Raw genomic sequence first — 16,953 nt, 5'->3', positions numbered from 1 at the left:
GCGCAGGATATCTCGTAGCATCGCTTACATGTTGAACCTGGAGCGCCTGCGCACCCTCGACGCCCTCGCCCGGCACGGCTCGGTCAGCGGTGCGGCCGAGGGGCTGCACATCACGACCTCGGCCGTCTCCCAGCAGATGTCCAAGCTGGAGCGCGAGGTCGGCCAGCGGCTCCTCGCCAAGAACGGCCGGGGCGTGCGGCTCACCGACGCCGGGCGGCTGCTCGCCGAGCACGCGGCGCGCATCCTGTCCCAGGTGCAGCTGGCCCAGTCGGATCTGGAGGCGCAGCGCGGGCAGGTGGTCGGCGAGCTGCGGCTCGTCGCCTTCCCCACCGCCCTGCGCGGGCTCTTCCCCGCCGCGCTCACCGCCCTGCGCGCCGAGCACCCGGCGCTGCGCGTACGGTCGCGGGAGCTGGAGCCCGAGGGCGGGGTCGCCGCCGTGGTCCGGGGCGACGCCGACCTCGCCGTCGTCCTCGACTGGTACAACAAGCCCCTGCCGATGCCCGAGGGGCTGGCGAAGGCGTCCATCCTCAAGGACCGCGTGGAGATCGCCATGCCCGAGGGGCATCCGCTGGCCGAACGCGCCGAGGTCACCATGGAGGACTTCGCGGACGACGAGTGGGTCGCCTGGCCCGAGGGCGAGTTCTGCCACGAGTGGCTGCTCTACACCCTGCGCACCGAGGGCATCGAGCCGCGTATCGCCCACCGCGCCGAGGAGCACCACACCCAACTGGCCCTCGTCGCCGCCGGGCTGGGTGTCTGCGTGGCACCCCGGCTCGGCCGCGACCCCATGCCGCCCGGGGTGCGGGCGGTGCCGGTGCGCGAGAGCGTCCACCGGCACATCTACGCCGTCTGGCGCGCGGACGCGGACCGCCGCCCGTCGATCCGGGCGGCGGTGCGGGCCCTGCGCTCGGCGGCGGAGGCCGTCTGACCGGCTCGCTCGCCCGGCTCGCTACGCCGACCCCAGCTTCCGGAAGTCCCAGGACACGATCTTCTCCGGGGTCAGCCGGATCCAGGCGTGCCGCCCGTCGTGCGGCATCTCCTCGATGCCGAAGTTCTTGCGGGCGAACAGCGTCTCCGGCACGTCGAGTTCGGCGCACAGCTCGCCCACGCGCGGCGCCTCGCCCACGAAGTCGACGGTGCCGGACAGCTCCACCCCGCGCAGCTGCTCGTACTCCTCGCCCGTGTCGATCACGATCGCCACCCGCGGATCGCGGCGCAGATCGGCCCACCGTTTGCTGCGGACCACCGAGTACAGCCACAGCGATGTGCCGTCCCACGCGAACCACAGGGCGCTGACATGCGGAAAGCCGTCGGCGGACACCGTGGCGACCCGGCACGTGCGCTGCTCGGTGAGGAACGCGTCCAGCTCGCCGGGAGACATCATGATCTTCCGGCCCCGGCGCTGAGTGACGGTCATACGGCCCCCTCTTCTCCCACGTCGTGCCAGAGGAGAGATCCTCTGACATCACGTCAGAAAAGGATGAGTCGTCTTCCGTCCCCACGCAATGGTGGCTACGCTCACCGCCCACGCCGTTCGCCGGCCCCTGGGGGAGCCATGCCGCGCCACGCCGAGCTCAGCGATCTCCTCGACCCCGCGACCACCGTCCTGCTCACCGTCGAGTGCCAGAACGGCGTCGTCGGCCCCGACAGCGCCCTGCCCGAACTCGCCGACGAGGCCCGCGGATCGGGCGCCCTCACCCAGGTCGCCCGGCTGGTGGCCGCCGCCCACGAGAGCGGGGTGCAGGTGATCCACGCGATCGCCGAACGCCGTCCGGACGGCCGCGGCGCCAACCGCAACGCCCGGCTCTTCCGCGCTGCCGAACGGCTCCCCGTCCGGCAGCTGTCCGGCACCGACGCGGTCCGCGTGGCGGCGCCGATCGAGGTCGCCGAACAGGACCTCGTCGTACGCCGCCTGCACGGCCTGTCCCCGATCCAGGGCACCGACGTCGACGCCCTGTTGCGCAACCTCGGCTGCCGCACGCTCGTCGTCGCCGGCGTCTCGGCCAACGTGGCCGTGCCCAACGCCGTCCTGGACGCGGTGAACCGGGGCTACGTCGTGGTCGTGCCGCGGGACGCCATCGCGGGGGTGCCCTCCTCGTACACCCCCGCGATGATCGCCCACACCCTCGCGCTCGTCGCCACCGTCGTCACCACGGACGAGGTCCTGGACCGGCTCGCGAGGGCGCCGCGCGTCAGGCCAGCGTGATCGAGTCGCCGGACACGCTGACCTTCTTCTCCTCCAGCGGCTGGGTCGCCGGGCCCTTCTTCACACTCCCGTCCAGGACGGAGAACTGACTGCCGTGGCAGGCGCAGGACAGCGTGTCCTCCTTGAGGTCCGTCATCGGGCACTTCTGGTGCGTGCAGATCGTCGAGAACGCCTTGAAGTCGCCGGCCGCGGGCTGCGAGACGACCACCTTCTCGGCGTCGAAGACCTTGCCGCCGCCCTCCGGGATGTCCGCCGTCTTCGCGAGGGCCGCACCGCCGCCCGCCGCCGCTCCCTGCTCCGTGGACGAGCCGGACGCCTCGTCCTCGGATCCGCACGCGGTCAGCGCGACGGCGAGCCCCGCCGCGCCCACCGCCGCCACGACGGTACGGCGGCTCGGGCCCGGCATCGGCTGAACTGATTCGCTGGTCATGCTGACGTTTCCTTCCGGTCACTCGTGATCTGCCGAGAGGTACGGTCCCTGGGGACCCCCTGTTCAGACGCTGCGGAAATCCTGTCGTGCCGGACCTCGGGCGCGGGTAAAGAGGAGCTGTCGGTCCGCTGTCGACCACTGTCGGTCCGCTGTCGGCGCGGCGTCGCACCGGGCCCCGGGCCCGCGCCCCGACGCCAGTAACCTGGGGCGATGCTCAAGGAAGTCATCGCGACCCGTTACATCACGCCCCTGCGTGAGGGCGGCTCGCTGCCGGGACTCGTCGAGGCCGACGACTTCGGGACCTACGTCATGAAGTTCACCGGCGCCGGCCAGGGCCGCAAGACACTCGTCGCGGAGGTCGTCTGCGGCGAACTCGCCCGTCGGCTCGGCCTGCGGGTGCCCCGGCTGGTCACGGTGGAACTCGACCCGGTGCTGGGGCTCGGCGAACCCGAGCAGCAGGTGCAGGATCTGCTCCGGTCCAGCGGGGGCACCAACCTCGGCATGGACTTCCTGTCCGGCGCGCTGGGCTTCGACCCGCTCGCCTTCGAGGTGGGCCCCGAGGAGGCGGGCCACGTCCTGTGGTTCGACGCGCTGGTGAACAACGTCGACCGCTCCTGGCGCAACCCCAACCTGCTGATGTGGCAGGGCGAACTGTGGCTCATCGACCACGGAGCCACGATGATCTGGCACCACAACTGGCCCGGCGCCGAGGCGTCCGCCGCCCGCCCCTACGACGCCTCGGACCACGCCCTGGCCCGGTTCGCGCCCGATGTCGCCGCCGCCGCGGCCGACCTCGCGCCCCGCGTCACCGAGGACCTGCTGACGGAGGTCACCGCGGAGATCCCGGACGCCTGGCTGGCCGGCGAGCCCGGCTTCGACACCGCCGACGACCTGCGGCGGGCGTACGTGCGGCCGCTGCTCGCGCGTGCGGCCGCCGTCCACGAGCGCATCACCGGGATCGAGGAGGTCGCGTGAGCGAGCGGCACATCCACATGGCGGGCCACGTCGTCGAGCGCCACATCATCCGCGGCGGCGAGGCCAACGAACGGGACGTCTTCGAGTACGCCCTGGTGCGGGTCGTCCCCCGGGTCGAGCGCGGCGAGTGCGTCAACGCCGGTGTCCTCGTGTACTGCCGGGCCCGCGGCTATCTGGGGGCCCGCACCCACCTCGACGAGCGGCGGCTGCTCGCCCTGGACCCGGACGCCGACGTGGCGGGCGTGCGGGCCGCCCTCGACGCGGTCGAGCGGGTCTGCGGCGCCGGCGAGGAGGCGGGACAGGCCGCCGGTGACGACGCGGGACGGCGTTTCCGCTGGCTGATCGCGCCCCGCTCGACCGTCGTGCAGCCGGGGCCCGTGCACACCGGCCTCACCCTCGACCCGGCGGCCGAGACCGAACGGCTGCTCGACCGGCTGGTGCGGTGACGGACGGGTAATGGATCACATGCGCGCGGTGGCCGTTGACACCGCGTGCCAGGACTTCTAGCGTCACGTGCATCGAAGGTACTAAGCGGTCGCTCACCTGAGGAGAGTCACTGATGTCCACCACTGAGCAGCGGGTCGCCGTCGTCACCGGCGCAGCGCGCGGCATCGGCGCCGCCACCGCCGTACGGCTGGCCGCCGAGGGCCGCGCGGTCGCCGTCATCGACCTCGACGAGGCCGCCTGCAAGGACACCGTGGAGAAGATCACCGCGGCCGGCGGCAAGGCCCTCGCGGTCGGCTGCGACGTGTCGGACGAGGCGCAGGTCGAGGCGGCGGTCGCCCGCGTCGCCGAGCAGCTGGGCGCCCCGACGATCCTCGTCAACAACGCCGGTGTGCTCCGTGACAACCTGCTGTTCAAGATGAGCGTCTCGGACTGGGACACCGTCATGAACGTGCACCTGCGCGGCGCCTTCCTGATGTCCAAGGCCTGCCAGAAGCACATGGTGGACGCGGGCTTCGGCCGGATCGTCAACCTCTCGTCGTCCTCCGCGCTCGGCAACCGCGGCCAGGTCAACTACTCCGCCGCCAAGGCCGGTCTGCAGGGCTTCACCAAGACCCTCGCCAAGGAGCTCGGCAAGTTCGGCGTCACCGCCAACGCGGTCGCCCCCGGCTTCATCGCCACCGAGATGACCAAGGCCACCGCCGACCGGGTCGGCATGGGCTTCGAGGACTTCAAGGCCGCCGCCGCCACCCAGATCCCGGTGGCCCGCGTCGGTGAGCCCGAGGACATCGCCAACGCCATCGCCTTCTTCACCGGCGAGGCCGCCGGCTTCGTCTCCGGCCAGGTGCTGTACGTGGCCGGCGGACCGCTCGACTAGGGATCGGGGAGACACCGACATGACTGAACTGCCCGCACTCTCCGGCAAGGTCGCCCTCATCACGGGCGCCAGCCGCGGCATCGGCTACGGCGTCGCCGAGGCGCTCGTCGCCCGCGGCGACCGCGTCGTCATCACCGGCCGCAACGAGGACGCCCTCAAGGAGGCCGTCGAGCAGCTCGGCGCCGAGCGCGCCGTGTACGTGGCCGGCAAGGCCCACGACGAGGCCCACCAGACCGTCGCCGTCGAGCGCGCCATGGAGGCCTTCGGCCGGGTCGACTTCCTGGTCAACAACGCCGGCACGAACCCGGTGTTCGGGCCGATCGCCGACCTCGACCTCGGTGTCGCGCGCAAGGTGTTCGAGACCAACGTGATCTCGGCCCTCGGCTTCGCCCAGAAGACCTGGCACGCCTGGCAGAAGGACAACGGCGGCGCGATCGTCAACATCGCCTCCGTCGCCGGCATCGCGCCCTCGCCGTTCATCGCGGCCTACGGCGTCAGCAAGGCCGCGCTGATCAACCTCACCCAGCAGCTCGCGCACGAGTTCGCGCCCAAGGTGCGGGTCAACGCCATCGCGCCGGCCGTGGTGAAGACGAAGTTCGCCCAGGCCCTGTACGAGGGCCGGGAGGAGGAGGCCGCCGCGGCCTACCCGCTGGCCCGCCTCGGCGTGCCGTCGGACATCGGCGGCGCCGCCGCGTTCCTCACCTCCGACCAGTCCGACTGGGTCACCGGACAGACGCTCGTCGTCGACGGCGGCATCTTCCTCAACGCCGGCGTCGGCTGATCCGCACCGCTCCGGCACGGTCATCCGCCGGTCCGACAAGGGCGCCGCTGTACGACAGGGGCGCCCTTGTCGGCGTATCACACGATCGGTGACTCTCTGACAACGTAGTCAAACCCTCCGCGCAAAAGTGCTCCCAAGACGAGAGGTTCACAGGCCGTGAGCCTGCGGTATGTTTTGCCGACCCTTGGTATGGCAGATCGAGGAGCGTGCGCGTGTTCAAGCGGATCCGACGCCTGCGGCAGGTGGCGGCCATCGCGTCCATAACGTCCCTGGTGGCTGGATGCGGCGTCCTCTCGTCCGACTCCTCGGAGGAGCAGGGACCGATCATCGTGGGGACGACGGCTGCCCCCAGCACCCTCGATCCCGCTGCGGCGTGGGACAGTTCCTGGGAGTTGTTCCGCAACATCTACCAGACGCTGCTCAGTTACCCGTCCGGGGCGAGCGCGCCCGAACCGGACGCCGCGGAGGAGTGCCGGTTCACGGACGGCTCCAACAAGAAGTTCCAGTGCGAACTGCGCGAGGGCCTGAAGTTCTCCGACGGGCACAAGCTCGACGCCCAGGCGGTGAAGTACTCGATCGACCGCATCCGGAAGATCAACGTCAACGGCGGCCCGGCCGGTCTGCTCGGCAGCCTCGACCGCGTCCAGGTGCTCAACGACCGCGAGGTCGTCTTCCACCTCAACAAGGCCGACGCGACCTTCCCGTTCGTGCTCGCCACACCCGCCATGTCGATCGTGGACCCCGAGGAGTACCCGGCCGGCAAGCTGCGCGAGGAGCGCTCCATCGTCGGGTCCGGCCCGTACGACCTCCAGTCGTACGACGAGGGCAAGCAGGCCGAACTCGTCAAGAACGACAGCTACAACGGGTACGCGGAGCGCAAGAACGACGCGGTCACCATCCGCTACTTCCAGGACTCGCCCACCATGGTCGGCGCGCTGCGCGACAAGAAGCTCGACGTCGCCTTCCGCGGTCTCGCCGCCGACGACATCGTCGACCTCCAGGCCGACGACAAGGACGAGCTCCAGATCACCGAGGGCTTCGGCACCGAGATCAACTACCTGGTCTTCAACCCGAAGGACCCCACGGCCGGCAAGAGCGCCGTCCGCAAGGCCATCGCCCAGATCGTCGACCGCCCGGCGATCGCCCACAAGGTCTACAAGGACACCGTCGAGCCGCTGTACTCGATGGTCCCCAAGGGCCTGACCGGCCACACGACCGGCTTCTTCGACGACTTCGGCGACCCGAGCACGGCCAAGGCCCGCAAGATCCTCACCGAGGAGGGCATCACGACCCCCGTGGCGCTCACCCTCTGGTACACCAGCGACCGCTACGGCTCCGCCACCAAGGCAGAGTTCACGGAGCTGAAGCGCCAGCTGGAGAAGTCCGGGCTGTTCCGGATCACCCTCAAGAGCCGCCCGTGGAAGACGTACGTCTCCGGTTACCAGAAGGGCGAGTACCCGGTGTTCGGGCGCGGCTGGTTCCCCGACTTCCCGGACGCCGACAACTTCATCGCGCCCTTCGTCGGCGACCAGAACGCCCTGGGCACGCCCTATGTGACGCCGAAGATCACCGAGACGCTGCTGCCCAGCTCCCGCGCCCAGAGCGACCGGGCCAACGTCGTCAAGGACTTCGAGGAGGCCCAGCGCATCCTCGTCGACGACGCGCGGCTGCTGCCGCTGTGGCAGGGCCGCCAGTACGTGGCCTCCAGCACCGAGATCTCCGGTTCGGAGCGGGCCCTGGACCCGTCGACGATCATGATGGTGGGCGAGCTGTACCGCAAGACGAGCTGGTAGTCACGCCCGTCACCGGTGCACCGGCAGGGACATGCGGTCCGCGAGACGATTGTCAGTGGGCGCCTGTAGGTTCGGAGAATTGACAGCGGCCACCGGCCGCGTGGACCGCACACCGTCCACCGCACACCGTAAGGAAGTCGACGTGACCGACATCGCCATGCTGCCCGAGTCCTGGCGCGGGGTTCTGGGTGACGAACTGCAGCAGCCCTACTTCAAGGAGCTGACGGAGTTCGTCGAGGAGGAGCGGGCGAAGGGTCCCGTCTACCCGCCGCGCGAGGAGGTCTTCGCCGCCCTCGCCGCGACGCCGTACGACAAGGTCAAGGTGCTCGTCCTCGGCCAGGACCCGTACCACGGCGAGGGCCAGGGCCACGGGCTGTGCTTCTCGGTCCGCCCCGGAGTGAAGACACCGCCGTCGCTGCGCAACATCTACAAGGAGATGCAGGAGGAGCTCGGCCTCCCCATCCCCGACAACGGCTATCTGATGCCCTGGGCCCAGCAGGGCGTCCTGCTGCTCAACGCCGTGCTGACGGTCCGCGCGGGCGAGGCCAACTCGCACAAGGGCAAGGGCTGGGAGAAGTTCACCGACGCCGTGATCCGGGCCGTGGCCAGCCGCCCCGACCCTGCGGTGTTCGTCCTGTGGGGGAACTACGCGCAGAAGAAGCTCCCCCTCATCGACGAGACGCGGCATGTCGTCGTCAAGGGCGCCCACCCCTCGCCGCTGTCGGCGCGGAAGTTCTTCGGCTCCCGCCCCTTCACCCAGATCGACGAGGCCGTGGCCCGGCAGGGCCACGAGGCGATCGACTGGCGTATCCCGAACCTCGGCTGATCCGCGGCGGGATCCGTCGGCCAGGGCAGGACACGACCTACGGGACAGCCCTCAGGGTGCCTCGCCCAGGCGCCGCTCCAGCCGGCGGATCTCCGCCCGCACCCCGTCCCCGTAGCTGTCGTCGCCCAGCGCTCCCGCCGCGCCCCGCGCCCTGCGCAGATGGGCGCGTGCCGCCTCGGCGCGGTCGAGCTTGACGTAGTCGGCCGCCAGGTTCAGATGCAGCGAGGGGTACAGCGCCTTCAGCGCGGGGGCGCTCCGGGAGGTCCCGGCGGTCCCCGCGCCGCCGGCGCTCTCCGCCTCGGTCAACGCCCGCAGGTCCCAGGCCAGTTCGTCGGCGGGATCGTCGTGGGTGTCGGCCAGGTAGTGGGCCAGGGTGCAGCGCTGCAGCGGGTCGCCGTCGGCGCCGAGCTCGGTCCACAGGTCGAGCAGGCGGCGCCGGGCCTCCTCGCGGTCACCGGCGTGGTGCAGCAGGACGACCTGCCCGATCCGTGTCAGCACGGCATCGGATGCCGTGCGCTCCTGTCGCTCCGTCACCGCGTCCTCCGGGCCCTCGTCGGCTGGGTCCCTGCCGACGCTAGCCGCCCGTACCGGCGATCCCGGTCAGGCGGCCCCGTACCGGGTCCGTCCGGGCAGCCACCGCGGGTCGTAACCGGGTCCGGTTCACCGGCCGTACGCCTGGTCGCAGATCCGCGCCTCCTGGCTGTCCTGCCGCCAGCCGCCGTACTTCCGGCCGAGCGCGCAGACGTCGGCGTTCGCCCCGGCCTCGCCGGGGAGGTGCCGTGCCACGTCCGGCACGGTGACCCTGGGTTCGCGCGGGGCGGCCGCGCCGGGGGCGGGGCGGTGCGGGGCCCGCCGCTCCGGCTGCGGGCGAGGGGCCGCAGGGGCCGGCCGGGAGGTGTGCGACGGTGCCGAGGGTGCGGCGGACCGCGCCGGACCGGGGCGGCGGGACGGGCCGATGAGCGCCAGCGCCTCGGAGGCCGGCGCCTGCACGACCTCCGGCCGGCTGTGTCCGGTCGGGTGGAGCGGGGCGGGCCGCGCGGGTGTCGCCCGGGGTGCGGGGGCCGCCGGGGCCTGGACCGTCGTACAGCCCGTGAGGGCCGAGACGGCCGCGGTGACCAGAAGAGTCGCGGTGGTCGTCGATCGATGCACCCGCTCCACTCTGGTGGGTGCCGGGGCCGGGTAGAGCGCGGACAGGCATAGGTTGCTCCGCACGGGTGATCTCCGGCCCCGTACGGGCGGCCCCGGCCCCGTCAGGCTGACGTCACTCGCCGGTCGCGCCGTCGATCCGTTCGCGCAGCAGGTCGGCGTGCCCGTTGTGCCGGGCGTACTCCTCGATCATGTGCGTGTAGATCCAGCGCAGGTTGTAGCGCTCGCCGGTGCGCGCGTGGGCGCCCTCCGAGATGTCGTCCAGGCCGAAGCGCGCCGCGTGCTGCCGGGCGCGGGCGATCTCCGCCTGCCAGCCGTCGTAGGCGTCCTTCCAGGAGTCGGCGGGGGAGAAGTGGAACTCGCCGTCGGGGTCGGCCTCGCTGTAGTAGACCGGGCCCGCGTCCTCGGCGGCGAGGACCCGCCGGAACCAGCTGCGCTCCACCTCCGTCATGTGCCGGACCAGCCCCATCAGGGTCAGTTCGGACGGCTCGGAGGACGCGGTGCGCAGCTGCTCCTCGGTCAGGCCCTCGCACTTCCACGCCAGGGTCTGCCGGTGGTACTCCAGCCAGCCCTCCAGCATGGTGCGCTCGTCGGCGGTGGTGGGGGGTTCACGGCGTTCGGTCGTCATCGGAGCATGATCGCCCAACTCGGCTCCGGCGACCAGGAGTTTTCCCGGAACGGGAGAGGAACCTGGTCAGGAGCCGGACATCCCGGCGAGCAGTTCGCGCAGTCCGGCCCGGACCTCCTCCAGGCTCGGCACCTCCGAGCTGAAGGAACCGGCCACGCAGCTGAACAGCAGGCCGTCCGCCCGTGCGACGAGGGACAGCACATGCCGGGCGGGGGCCGGCGAGCCCGCCGCCGTCAGCAGCGCGCCGAGCTGGTCGCGGAAACGGCGGCCCGTCGCGTCGAAGTACGTCCGCAGCTCGGGGCGGCGCGTGGCCTCCAGGGCCAGTTCGTAGCGGGCCAGCGTCAGCTCGCGGTTGCGGGTCAGCGAGCGGTGGGTCGCCAGCGCCAGTCCCTCGGCCAGGGCGTCGAGTCCGCCGCGCGGGTCCGGCATCTCCTCCAGGGCCAGCACCCGCGCCTCGCGCTCGGCGAGCCTGCGCACCGCCAGTTCCAGCAGGGCCTGCCGGGTGCGCGCCACGTTGGACGTCGAGCCCTGCGGGAGCCCCGCCGCCTCGTCGACCGCGCGATGGGTGAGCCCGCGCATGCCCCGCTCGGCCAGCAGCGCGAGGGCGGTGTCGGCGACGAGATCGGCACGGGCGGCGGACGTGGTGCGTACGGACATGGAGGTCAACCTACCGGGCGCACTACGTCTGTAGTACGGTCGAGGCACGGACACTACACCTGTAGTCACATCGGGAGGACAGCCATGGCACCCACGAAGCGGGCCGTCGTGATCGGCGGCGGCATCGGCGGTCTGACCGCGGCCGCCGCACTGCACCAGCGGGGCTGGGCCGTCACCGTCCTGGAGCGGGCCCCCAGCCTGGAACCGGTCGGCGCCGCCATCTCGCTGGCCCCCAACGCCCTGCGCGCGCTCGACGTCATCGGCGCGGGCGACGAGATCCGCGACCTCGCCGCCTGGCAGGGCGACGGCGGCCTGCGCACCCCGTCCGGACGCTGGCTCGCGCGGACCGACGCCGACGCCGTGACCCGGCGCTTCGGCGGCCCCCTCGTGCTGCTGCACCGGGCCACCCTCGTCACCAGCCTCGCCGCACGGCTCCCGGCGTCGGCCGTTCGCACGGGAACCGCGGCGACGGTCACCGACCCCGGCGACGCCGGGCGCCCCGCCCGCGTCGGCACCCCCGACGGGGAGCTGGAGGCCGAGCTCGTCGTGGCCGCCGACGGCATCCGGTCCGCCGTACGGGGCGTGCTCTTCCCCGGACACCCCGGGACCGTCTACTCGGGGTTCACCACCTGGCGGCTCGTGATCCCCGTGCCCGGCGCCCACTTCGCCTCCCACGAGACCTGGGGCCCGGGCCGCATCTGGGGCTCCCACCCACTGAAGGACGGGCGCGTGTACGCCTACGCCGCCGCCGTCACCCCGGCCGGCGGGCGCGCCCCCGACGACGAGAGGGCCGAGCTGCTGCGCCGCTACGGCGACTGGCACGCCCCGCTTCCCGCGATCCTCGCCGCCGCCCGCCCCGACGACGTCCTGCGGCACGACGTGCACCACATCGCCGAGCCCCTGCCCGCCCACCACCGCGGCCGGGTCGCCCTCGTCGGCGACGCCGCCCACGCCATGCCGCCGACCCTGGGCCAGGGCGGCAACCAGGCCGTCGAGGACGCCGTGGTCCTCGCCCACCACGCCGACGACCTGGCCGCCTACACCGCCGCCCGCCTCCCGCGGACGACGGCCATCGCCCGCCAGGCCGTCCGGGTCGCGCGGCTCAACATGATGACCGGCCGGGCCGCCGTCGCCGTACGGAACACCGCGCTGGCCGCCGTGTCCAAGGCGGCTCCGCTGCTGTTCCTGAAGGGCTTCGAGGGCATCGCCGACTGGCGGCCGCCGCAGGCGCCGTATGCTGCCCCGAAGACCCCGGACGGCAACCACCCAAGGAGCACACCCCGTGAAGGTCGGCTGCATCGGACTCGGTGACATCGCGCAGAAGGCCTACCTGCCGGTGCTCGCGGTCCAGCCGGGGGTCGAACTGCACCTCCAGACCCGCACGCCCGCCACGCTCACCCGCGTCGCCGACGCCCTGCACCTCCCGGACGCCCAGCGCCACGCCGACCTCGACTCGCTGCTGTCCGCCGGGCTGGACGCCGCGTTCGTGCCCGCGTCCACGGTGGCGCACCCGGAGATCGTGACCCGGCTGCTGGAGGCCGGCGTGCCGACCTATGTCGACAAGCCGCTCGCCTACCGGCTGGCCGACTCCGAGCGGCTCGTGGCACTCGCCGAGGAGCGCGGCGTGAGCCTCGCGGTCGGCTTCAACCGGCGCTACGCCCCCGGCTACGCGCAGTGCGCCGACCACCCGCGCGAGCTGATCCTCATGCAGAAGAACCGCGTCGGGCTCCCCGAGGAGCCGCGCGCGATGATCCTCGACGACTTCATCCACGTCGTGGACACCCTGCGCTTCCTGGTGCCCGGACCGGTCGACGACGTGACCGTGCGCGCCCGCACCGAGGGCGGGCTGCTCCACCACGTCGTGCTGCAGCTCTCCGGGGAGGGCTTCACCGCGCTCGGCGTGATGAACCGGCTCAGCGGCTCCACCGAGGAGATCCTGGAGGTCTCCGGGCAGGACACCAAGCGGCAGGTCCTGAACCTCGCCGAGATCGTCGACCACAAGGGCCAGCCCACCGTGCGGCGGCGCGGCGACTGGGTGCCGGTCGCCCGCCAGCGCGGCATCGAGCAGGTGGCGCTGGCCTTCCTCGACGCCGTGCGGGCGGGCAAGGTGCTCAGCGCCAGGGACGCGCTGGCGACCCACGATCTGTGTGAGCGGGTGGTACGGGCGATTCAGGAGCAGGCTGCCTGAACCGGGGCCGCAGACCGCGCGTGGCCTCGCCCAGACACCACAGGGCGACGATCAGCACCGCGGCGTGCAGCGGCCAGTCGCCGAACCGGACGTACGGCGTGACGCCGTCGGCCAGCGGCACCTCGTAGACGGCGCTCGCGCTCTCGCTCGTCCCCAGCCAGGACCCGACGCGCTCCCCGCCCGGGCCGTACACGGCCGACACCCCGGTCAGCGTCGCGTGCACCATGGGCCGGCCCGTCTCGGCGGCCCGCAGCGCCGCCAGCGAGGCGTGCTGCTCGGGCGCCCAGCTCTGCTGGAACGTCGACGTCGCCGACTGGGCGATCAGCACCTCGGCGCCGTCGTCCGCGAGGTGGCGGCTCATGTCGGCGAAGGCGGACTCGAAGCAGATCATCGGGCCGACGCGCAGGCCGTGCCCGGCGTCCATCACCACCTGTTCGGTGCCTTGCCGCCGGTCCTCGCCGGCCGCCTTGCCGACCGACGTCGCCCAGCCCAGCAGGGAGCGCAGCGGGATGTACTCGCCGAACGGCACCAGACGCATCTTGTCGTAGCGGTCACCGGTCGGGCCGTCGGGGCCGACCAGGACCGAGCTCTTGTAGATGCCGGGCCGGTCGGAGCGCCGCGCGTCCACGTTCACCAGGACGTCCGCGCCGGTCTCCCGGGACAGCGCGGCGAGTCGGCGCGACAGGTCCGGCCGGTCGGCCAGGTCGAAACCGACACTGCTCTCGCCCCAGACGACCAGGTCGACGTCCTGGCCCGCCAGTTCGCGCGTCAGCCGCTCCTCGCGGTCGAACCGCACGTCCGGGCCCTTCACGACGCCCGGCTGCACGACCGCGATCCGCACCCGGTCGTCGACCTCGGGGCGCGGCGCCCACATCCAGGCAGCCGACGTGCCCACGGCCGCCGCGGTCAGCCCGGCCACCGCCGGGACACGCGCCGTACGCTCCGTCAGCAGCACGGCGAGCGCCACGTTGACCGCCACGACCACGTAGCTGATCAGCCACACCCCGCCCACCGAGGCGAGCCGCAGCGCCGGGCGCACCTCCCACTGACTGGCGCCCAGCACGCCCCACGGCCCGCCGAGGCCCTGCCAGGAGCGCACCAGCTCGACCAGCAGCCAGCCCGACGGCACCAGGACGAGCGCCGCCATGGCCCGGGGCGGTGCCTGCCCCGCCCCGAGCAGACGGTGCACCAGCCAGCCCCACGGCGCCCACAGCGCCCCGAGCAGGGCGGCGATGACGAAGGTGAAGACGTGCAGGTTGGGCAGCAGCCAGTGGTGCATCGCCAGCATGAAGCCGAACCCGCCCCACCAGCCGTCGTGCGCCGCGCGCCGGCCCGTCGGCGCCCCGCGCAGCAACGCGATCCACGGGATCAGCGCGACGTACGCGAACCACCAGAGCGAGGGCTGGGGAAAGGCGAGCACGGGCAGGGCGCCGAGGAGGGCGGCGATGGCCGAGCGCCGCCACGGTGAGGCGAGCCAGCGACTGATCGTCTTCATGCAGCGCCTCCTACCCCGTGGTCCTTCCAGTGTGCGCACAGGACCGGTGACCGGACAGCCGGCCGCCGCCGGTGAGGCGGTCCCGGGCCTTTGCCGGTCAGGCGGTCCCGGCCGGCGAGGTCCGCCCGGGCGGGCGGCGCCACTTCTCCTCGATGACGACGTCGCGCAGACGCCAGCCGTCGTCGGCGCGGACCAGTGCGAAGGCGTAGCGGCCGCCGCTGACGAAGTCCGGCGGGCCCGCCCCGTCGCCCCCGGCGAGCCGCATCGGGTTGACGTAGTCCGCCCGTACGTCCGCGGTGTCCCCGACGTCCTGCTCGAGGACGCCGAAGCGCACCCGCCGGTTGACGATCAGGTGCTGGCGTACCGAGAAGGCCCGCATGCTCTCGGCCAGCCACCCGGCGACCGTCCCGGCGTCGCCCTCGACACCTCCGGCCGACCGGTAGTCGGCGCGGCCACCCGGGGCGAACAGTCCGCGGTACGCCTCCCAGTCGCCGTCGTCCACGGCCACCGCGTACTCGGTGACCAGGTCGTCCACGGCCAGCCGGTCCCTGAGGGTGGCGAGCTCCACACGCTGCGTCATCGGCTCAGTGTTGGGCATGGGACGCGATGCGCCAAGAGGGCGTACCGGGATATCGGTTGACGGCGGATAATGGGGGCCGTGATGAACGTGGCCCCCGTGGTGCCCGCCCCCGAGCCCTGGCGACGCGTCTTCGCCCACGCGTCCGGCGTGCCCGTCGGCGGGCTCGTCGGGATCGGCTTCGCGACGCACCCCGGCAGCGGCCACGATCTGGTGCTGGCCGTCTCCCACAGCGGGCACGGGCTGTTCGACGCCGTGACCGGCGAGCGGATCGCCCGGGACGAGGACCCGGACCCTGAGGACGCCTGTCCGGACGAGGTGTCCGGCCTCTCCTGCCCGGGACTGGGTCCGGTCGCAGGGCTCCGGGTGCGGATCGCGGGCCTGTTCGGGGGTGGACTGCACGCCACCGCCGAGGACGGCTGGGCCCTGCGGGTCACCGGCCCGGCCCGGCCGCACGAACATGTCCTGCTGTCCCGCGAGGGTGGGTCGTCCCACTCCGGGCCGCAGGGAGAGCGGTCGTGGCACATCTACCACGCCGACTTCTCCGAGCTGCGGACGGCCGGCTTCTCGCCCTCCGGGCAGACCCTCGCCGTGGCGACGAGCAGTGACCTCGCCCTCTGGACACGGCGGCCCGCGATCGGCCCTGGTGTGCGGCGGCCATAGGGCTTTCGGCCACTGGGGTGGGCCACTGGGGTGGGCTATCGCTCTGAAGGCTCGTCAGTTCCGGGCTGCGGCTCGCCTCTTCAAGCGGCCTTGACGACCTCGGCGCGGATGGCGGCCGCCCACTCGACCACCAGCAACTCGTACGCCTCGCGCTCCTGGGCCGAGAGCGAGCCGCCCGCGCGTATCCACAGCGCACGGATCGCCTCGTTCACCTCGGCGGCGGAGCGCACGGAACCAGGGTCTAAGGAACTGGGGGACATGGTGTCAAGCCTAGGGGTTGGCACTGACCCTGCGCTACCGGACGGCTACACGCCACGTATGTCTTTGGTCACGAATGCGGCCAAAAACGTTTGGTCACCGGCGAGTCGGACGGCTCAGTCCGACGACTCCGCCGCGTGCGGGCTGAGGACGCCGGCCGCGACCAGGGCGATGATGACGAGGCCGAGCGCCACCCGGTAGTAGACGAACGGCATGAAGCTCTTGGTCGAGATGAACTTCATGAACCAGGCGATGACCGCGTATCCGGAGCCGAAGGCGATCACCGTGGCGAAGAGCGTGGGGCCCCAGGAGACATGGTCGCTCTCCATGGCGTCCTTGAGCTCGAAGAGGCCCGAGGCGAGGACGGCGGGGATGGCCAGCAGGAACGAGTAGCGGGCCGCCGACTCCCGCTGGTAGCCCATGAACAGGCCGCCGCTGATGGTGGCGCCCGAGCGGGACACGCCGGGGACGAGCGCCATGGCCTGGCACAGGCCGTAGATGAGGCCGTCCTTGACGTTCAGGTCCTCGAGCGACTTGCGCTGCTTGGCGGCGCGGTGCCGGCCGCCGGACTCGTCGCGGGCCGCCAGGCGGTCGGCGACGCCGATGACGATGCCGACCACGATCAGCATGGTCGCCGTGACGCGCAGGTCGCGGAACGGGCCCTCGATCTGGTCCTTGAGCGTCAGACCGAGGACGCCGATCGGGATGGAGCCGACGATGACCAGCCAGCCCATCTGGGCGTCGTGGTCGCGCCGCATCTCCTTGTCGGTCAGCGACTTCAGCCACGCCAGGACGATCCGCCCGATGTCCTTGCGGAAGTAGATCAGGACCGCCGCCTCGGTGCCGATCTGGGTGATCGCGGTGAAGGCCGCGCCGGGGTCCTCCCAGCCCGAGAACGCCGCGGTCAGCCGCAGGTGCGCGCTGGAGGACACGGGGAGGAATTCGGTCAGCCCCTGGACGAGTCCGAGGATGAGGGATTCAAACCAAGACATGAAGTTACGGCGTCCAA

The 16,953-nt window shown here is 72.3% G+C and carries 21 protein-coding genes; 11 read left to right on the top strand and 10 right to left on the bottom strand.

From position 1 onward, the window contains the following. The first annotated feature begins 28 nt into the window (after positions 1 to 28). Entirely contained in the window at positions 29 to 928 is a 900-nt protein-coding gene (locus tag ADL34_RS04155) for a LysR family transcriptional regulator (protein WP_062668157.1), read from the top strand. A 21-nt stretch (positions 929 to 949) separates the two neighbouring features. On the opposite strand, the gene ADL34_RS04150 is transcribed toward ADL34_RS04155, so the two are convergent. Beyond that, on the bottom strand, positions 950 to 1,417 hold the full coding sequence (locus tag ADL34_RS04150) for a pyridoxamine 5'-phosphate oxidase family protein (protein ID WP_055622436.1): 468 nt from the start codon (positions 1,415 to 1,417) through the stop codon (positions 950 to 952). 138 nt (positions 1,418 to 1,555) lie between these two features. On the opposite strand from ADL34_RS04150, the gene ADL34_RS04145 reads away from it, so the two are divergent. Continuing rightward, positions 1,556 to 2,206 (top strand): cysteine hydrolase, encoded by a 651-nt coding sequence (locus ADL34_RS04145; protein WP_062739763.1) that lies wholly within the window; start codon positions 1,556 to 1,558, stop codon positions 2,204 to 2,206. On the opposite strand, the gene ADL34_RS04140 is transcribed toward ADL34_RS04145, so the two are convergent. Then, entirely contained in the window at positions 2,193 to 2,636 is a 444-nt protein-coding gene (locus tag ADL34_RS04140) for a Rieske (2Fe-2S) protein (protein ID WP_062668155.1), read from the bottom strand. The genes ADL34_RS04145 and ADL34_RS04140 overlap by 14 nt on opposite strands. A 210-nt stretch (positions 2,637 to 2,846) precedes the next feature. Between ADL34_RS04140 and ADL34_RS04135 the strand changes: the two genes are divergently transcribed. From ADL34_RS04135 to ung, 6 genes are all read left to right on the top strand, one after another. Further along, complete coding sequence (locus tag ADL34_RS04135; protein WP_062668154.1) at positions 2,847 to 3,611, top strand: HipA family kinase; 765 nt, start codon at positions 2,847 to 2,849, stop codon at positions 3,609 to 3,611. Further along, a complete protein-coding gene (locus ADL34_RS04130; RefSeq protein WP_062668153.1) occupies positions 3,608 to 4,057 on the top strand; it encodes a DUF3037 domain-containing protein in 450 nt (149 codons plus the stop codon). Before ADL34_RS04135 ends, ADL34_RS04130 begins: the two co-directional genes overlap by 4 nt. A gap of 113 nt (positions 4,058 to 4,170) precedes the next feature. Next, positions 4,171 to 4,932 carry a 3-oxoacyl-ACP reductase FabG gene (gene fabG / locus ADL34_RS04125; protein WP_062668152.1) on the top strand — a complete coding sequence of 254 codons (762 nt, stop codon included), beginning with the start codon at positions 4,171 to 4,173 and terminating at the stop codon, positions 4,930 to 4,932. Positions 4,933 to 4,951: 19 nt separating this feature from the next. Next, the gene (locus ADL34_RS04120) at positions 4,952 to 5,713 is read left to right on the top strand and encodes an SDR family oxidoreductase (RefSeq protein WP_062668151.1); all 762 of its coding nucleotides are present in this window, start codon (positions 4,952 to 4,954) and stop codon (positions 5,711 to 5,713) included. A gap of 212 nt (positions 5,714 to 5,925) precedes the next feature. Then, entirely contained in the window at positions 5,926 to 7,506 is a 1,581-nt protein-coding gene (locus tag ADL34_RS04115) for an ABC transporter substrate-binding protein (RefSeq protein ID WP_062668150.1), read from the top strand. A gap of 142 nt (positions 7,507 to 7,648) precedes the next feature. Beyond that, positions 7,649 to 8,332 (top strand): uracil-DNA glycosylase, encoded by a 684-nt coding sequence (ung, locus tag ADL34_RS04110; protein WP_062668149.1) that lies wholly within the window; start codon positions 7,649 to 7,651, stop codon positions 8,330 to 8,332. A 51-nt stretch (positions 8,333 to 8,383) separates the two neighbouring features. Here ung and ADL34_RS04105 read toward each other — a convergent pair whose 3' ends face one another. From ADL34_RS04105 to ADL34_RS04090, 4 genes are all read right to left on the bottom strand, one after another. Then, positions 8,384 to 8,866 (bottom strand): tetratricopeptide repeat protein, encoded by a 483-nt coding sequence (locus ADL34_RS04105; protein WP_062668148.1) that lies wholly within the window; start codon positions 8,864 to 8,866, stop codon positions 8,384 to 8,386. A 126-nt stretch (positions 8,867 to 8,992) separates the two neighbouring features. Next, complete coding sequence (locus tag ADL34_RS04100) at positions 8,993 to 9,481, bottom strand: hypothetical protein (protein ID WP_062668147.1); 489 nt, start codon at positions 9,479 to 9,481, stop codon at positions 8,993 to 8,995. A gap of 112 nt (positions 9,482 to 9,593) precedes the next feature. After that, on the bottom strand, positions 9,594 to 10,106 hold the full coding sequence (locus ADL34_RS04095) for a DinB family protein (protein WP_062668146.1): 513 nt from the start codon (positions 10,104 to 10,106) through the stop codon (positions 9,594 to 9,596). Positions 10,107 to 10,172: 66 nt separating this feature from the next. After that, entirely contained in the window at positions 10,173 to 10,763 is a 591-nt protein-coding gene (locus ADL34_RS04090; RefSeq protein ID WP_062739762.1) for a TetR/AcrR family transcriptional regulator, read from the bottom strand. Between the two features lie 84 nt (positions 10,764 to 10,847). On the opposite strand from ADL34_RS04090, the gene ADL34_RS04085 reads away from it, so the two are divergent. After that, positions 10,848 to 12,074, top strand: coding sequence for an FAD-dependent monooxygenase (locus ADL34_RS04085; RefSeq protein WP_062668144.1), 1,227 nt, complete (start codon positions 10,848 to 10,850; stop codon positions 12,072 to 12,074). Next, positions 12,046 to 12,951, top strand: coding sequence for a Gfo/Idh/MocA family protein (locus tag ADL34_RS04080; protein WP_062668143.1), 906 nt, complete (start codon positions 12,046 to 12,048; stop codon positions 12,949 to 12,951). The genes ADL34_RS04085 and ADL34_RS04080 overlap by 29 nt, the downstream gene beginning before the upstream one ends. Here ADL34_RS04080 and lnt read toward each other — a convergent pair. Continuing rightward, the gene (lnt, locus tag ADL34_RS04075) at positions 12,875 to 14,446 is read right to left on the bottom strand and encodes an apolipoprotein N-acyltransferase (protein ID WP_062668142.1); all 1,572 of its coding nucleotides are present in this window, start codon (positions 14,444 to 14,446) and stop codon (positions 12,875 to 12,877) included. The two genes, ADL34_RS04080 and lnt, sit on opposite strands and share 77 nt — an antisense overlap. Positions 14,447 to 14,543: 97 nt before the next feature. Next, on the bottom strand, positions 14,544 to 15,026 hold the full coding sequence (locus tag ADL34_RS04070) for a nuclear transport factor 2 family protein (protein WP_062668141.1): 483 nt from the start codon (positions 15,024 to 15,026) through the stop codon (positions 14,544 to 14,546). Positions 15,027 to 15,095: 69 nt separating this feature from the next. Here ADL34_RS04070 and ADL34_RS04065 point away from each other — a divergent pair, with 69 nt between their 5' ends. Further along, positions 15,096 to 15,686, top strand: a complete 591-nt coding sequence (locus ADL34_RS04065) for a hypothetical protein (protein ID WP_062668140.1) — start codon at positions 15,096 to 15,098, stop codon at positions 15,684 to 15,686. An 80-nt stretch (positions 15,687 to 15,766) separates the two neighbouring features. On the opposite strand, the gene ADL34_RS04060 is transcribed toward ADL34_RS04065, so the two are convergent. Then, complete coding sequence (locus ADL34_RS04060) at positions 15,767 to 15,946, bottom strand: hypothetical protein (RefSeq protein WP_062668139.1); 180 nt, start codon at positions 15,944 to 15,946, stop codon at positions 15,767 to 15,769. 114 nt (positions 15,947 to 16,060) lie between these two features. Next, positions 16,061 to 16,936 (bottom strand): undecaprenyl-diphosphate phosphatase, encoded by an 876-nt coding sequence (locus ADL34_RS04055; protein ID WP_062668138.1) that lies wholly within the window; start codon positions 16,934 to 16,936, stop codon positions 16,061 to 16,063. Positions 16,937 to 16,953 lie beyond the last annotated feature (17 nt).

The organism is Streptomyces sp. NRRL WC-3605 (assembly GCF_001509795.1).
GTDB classification, from domain to species: Bacteria; Actinomycetota; Actinomycetes; order Streptomycetales; family Streptomycetaceae; genus Streptomyces; species Streptomyces viridochromogenes.
This window is presented reverse-complemented; position numbering and strand designations above follow the sequence as displayed.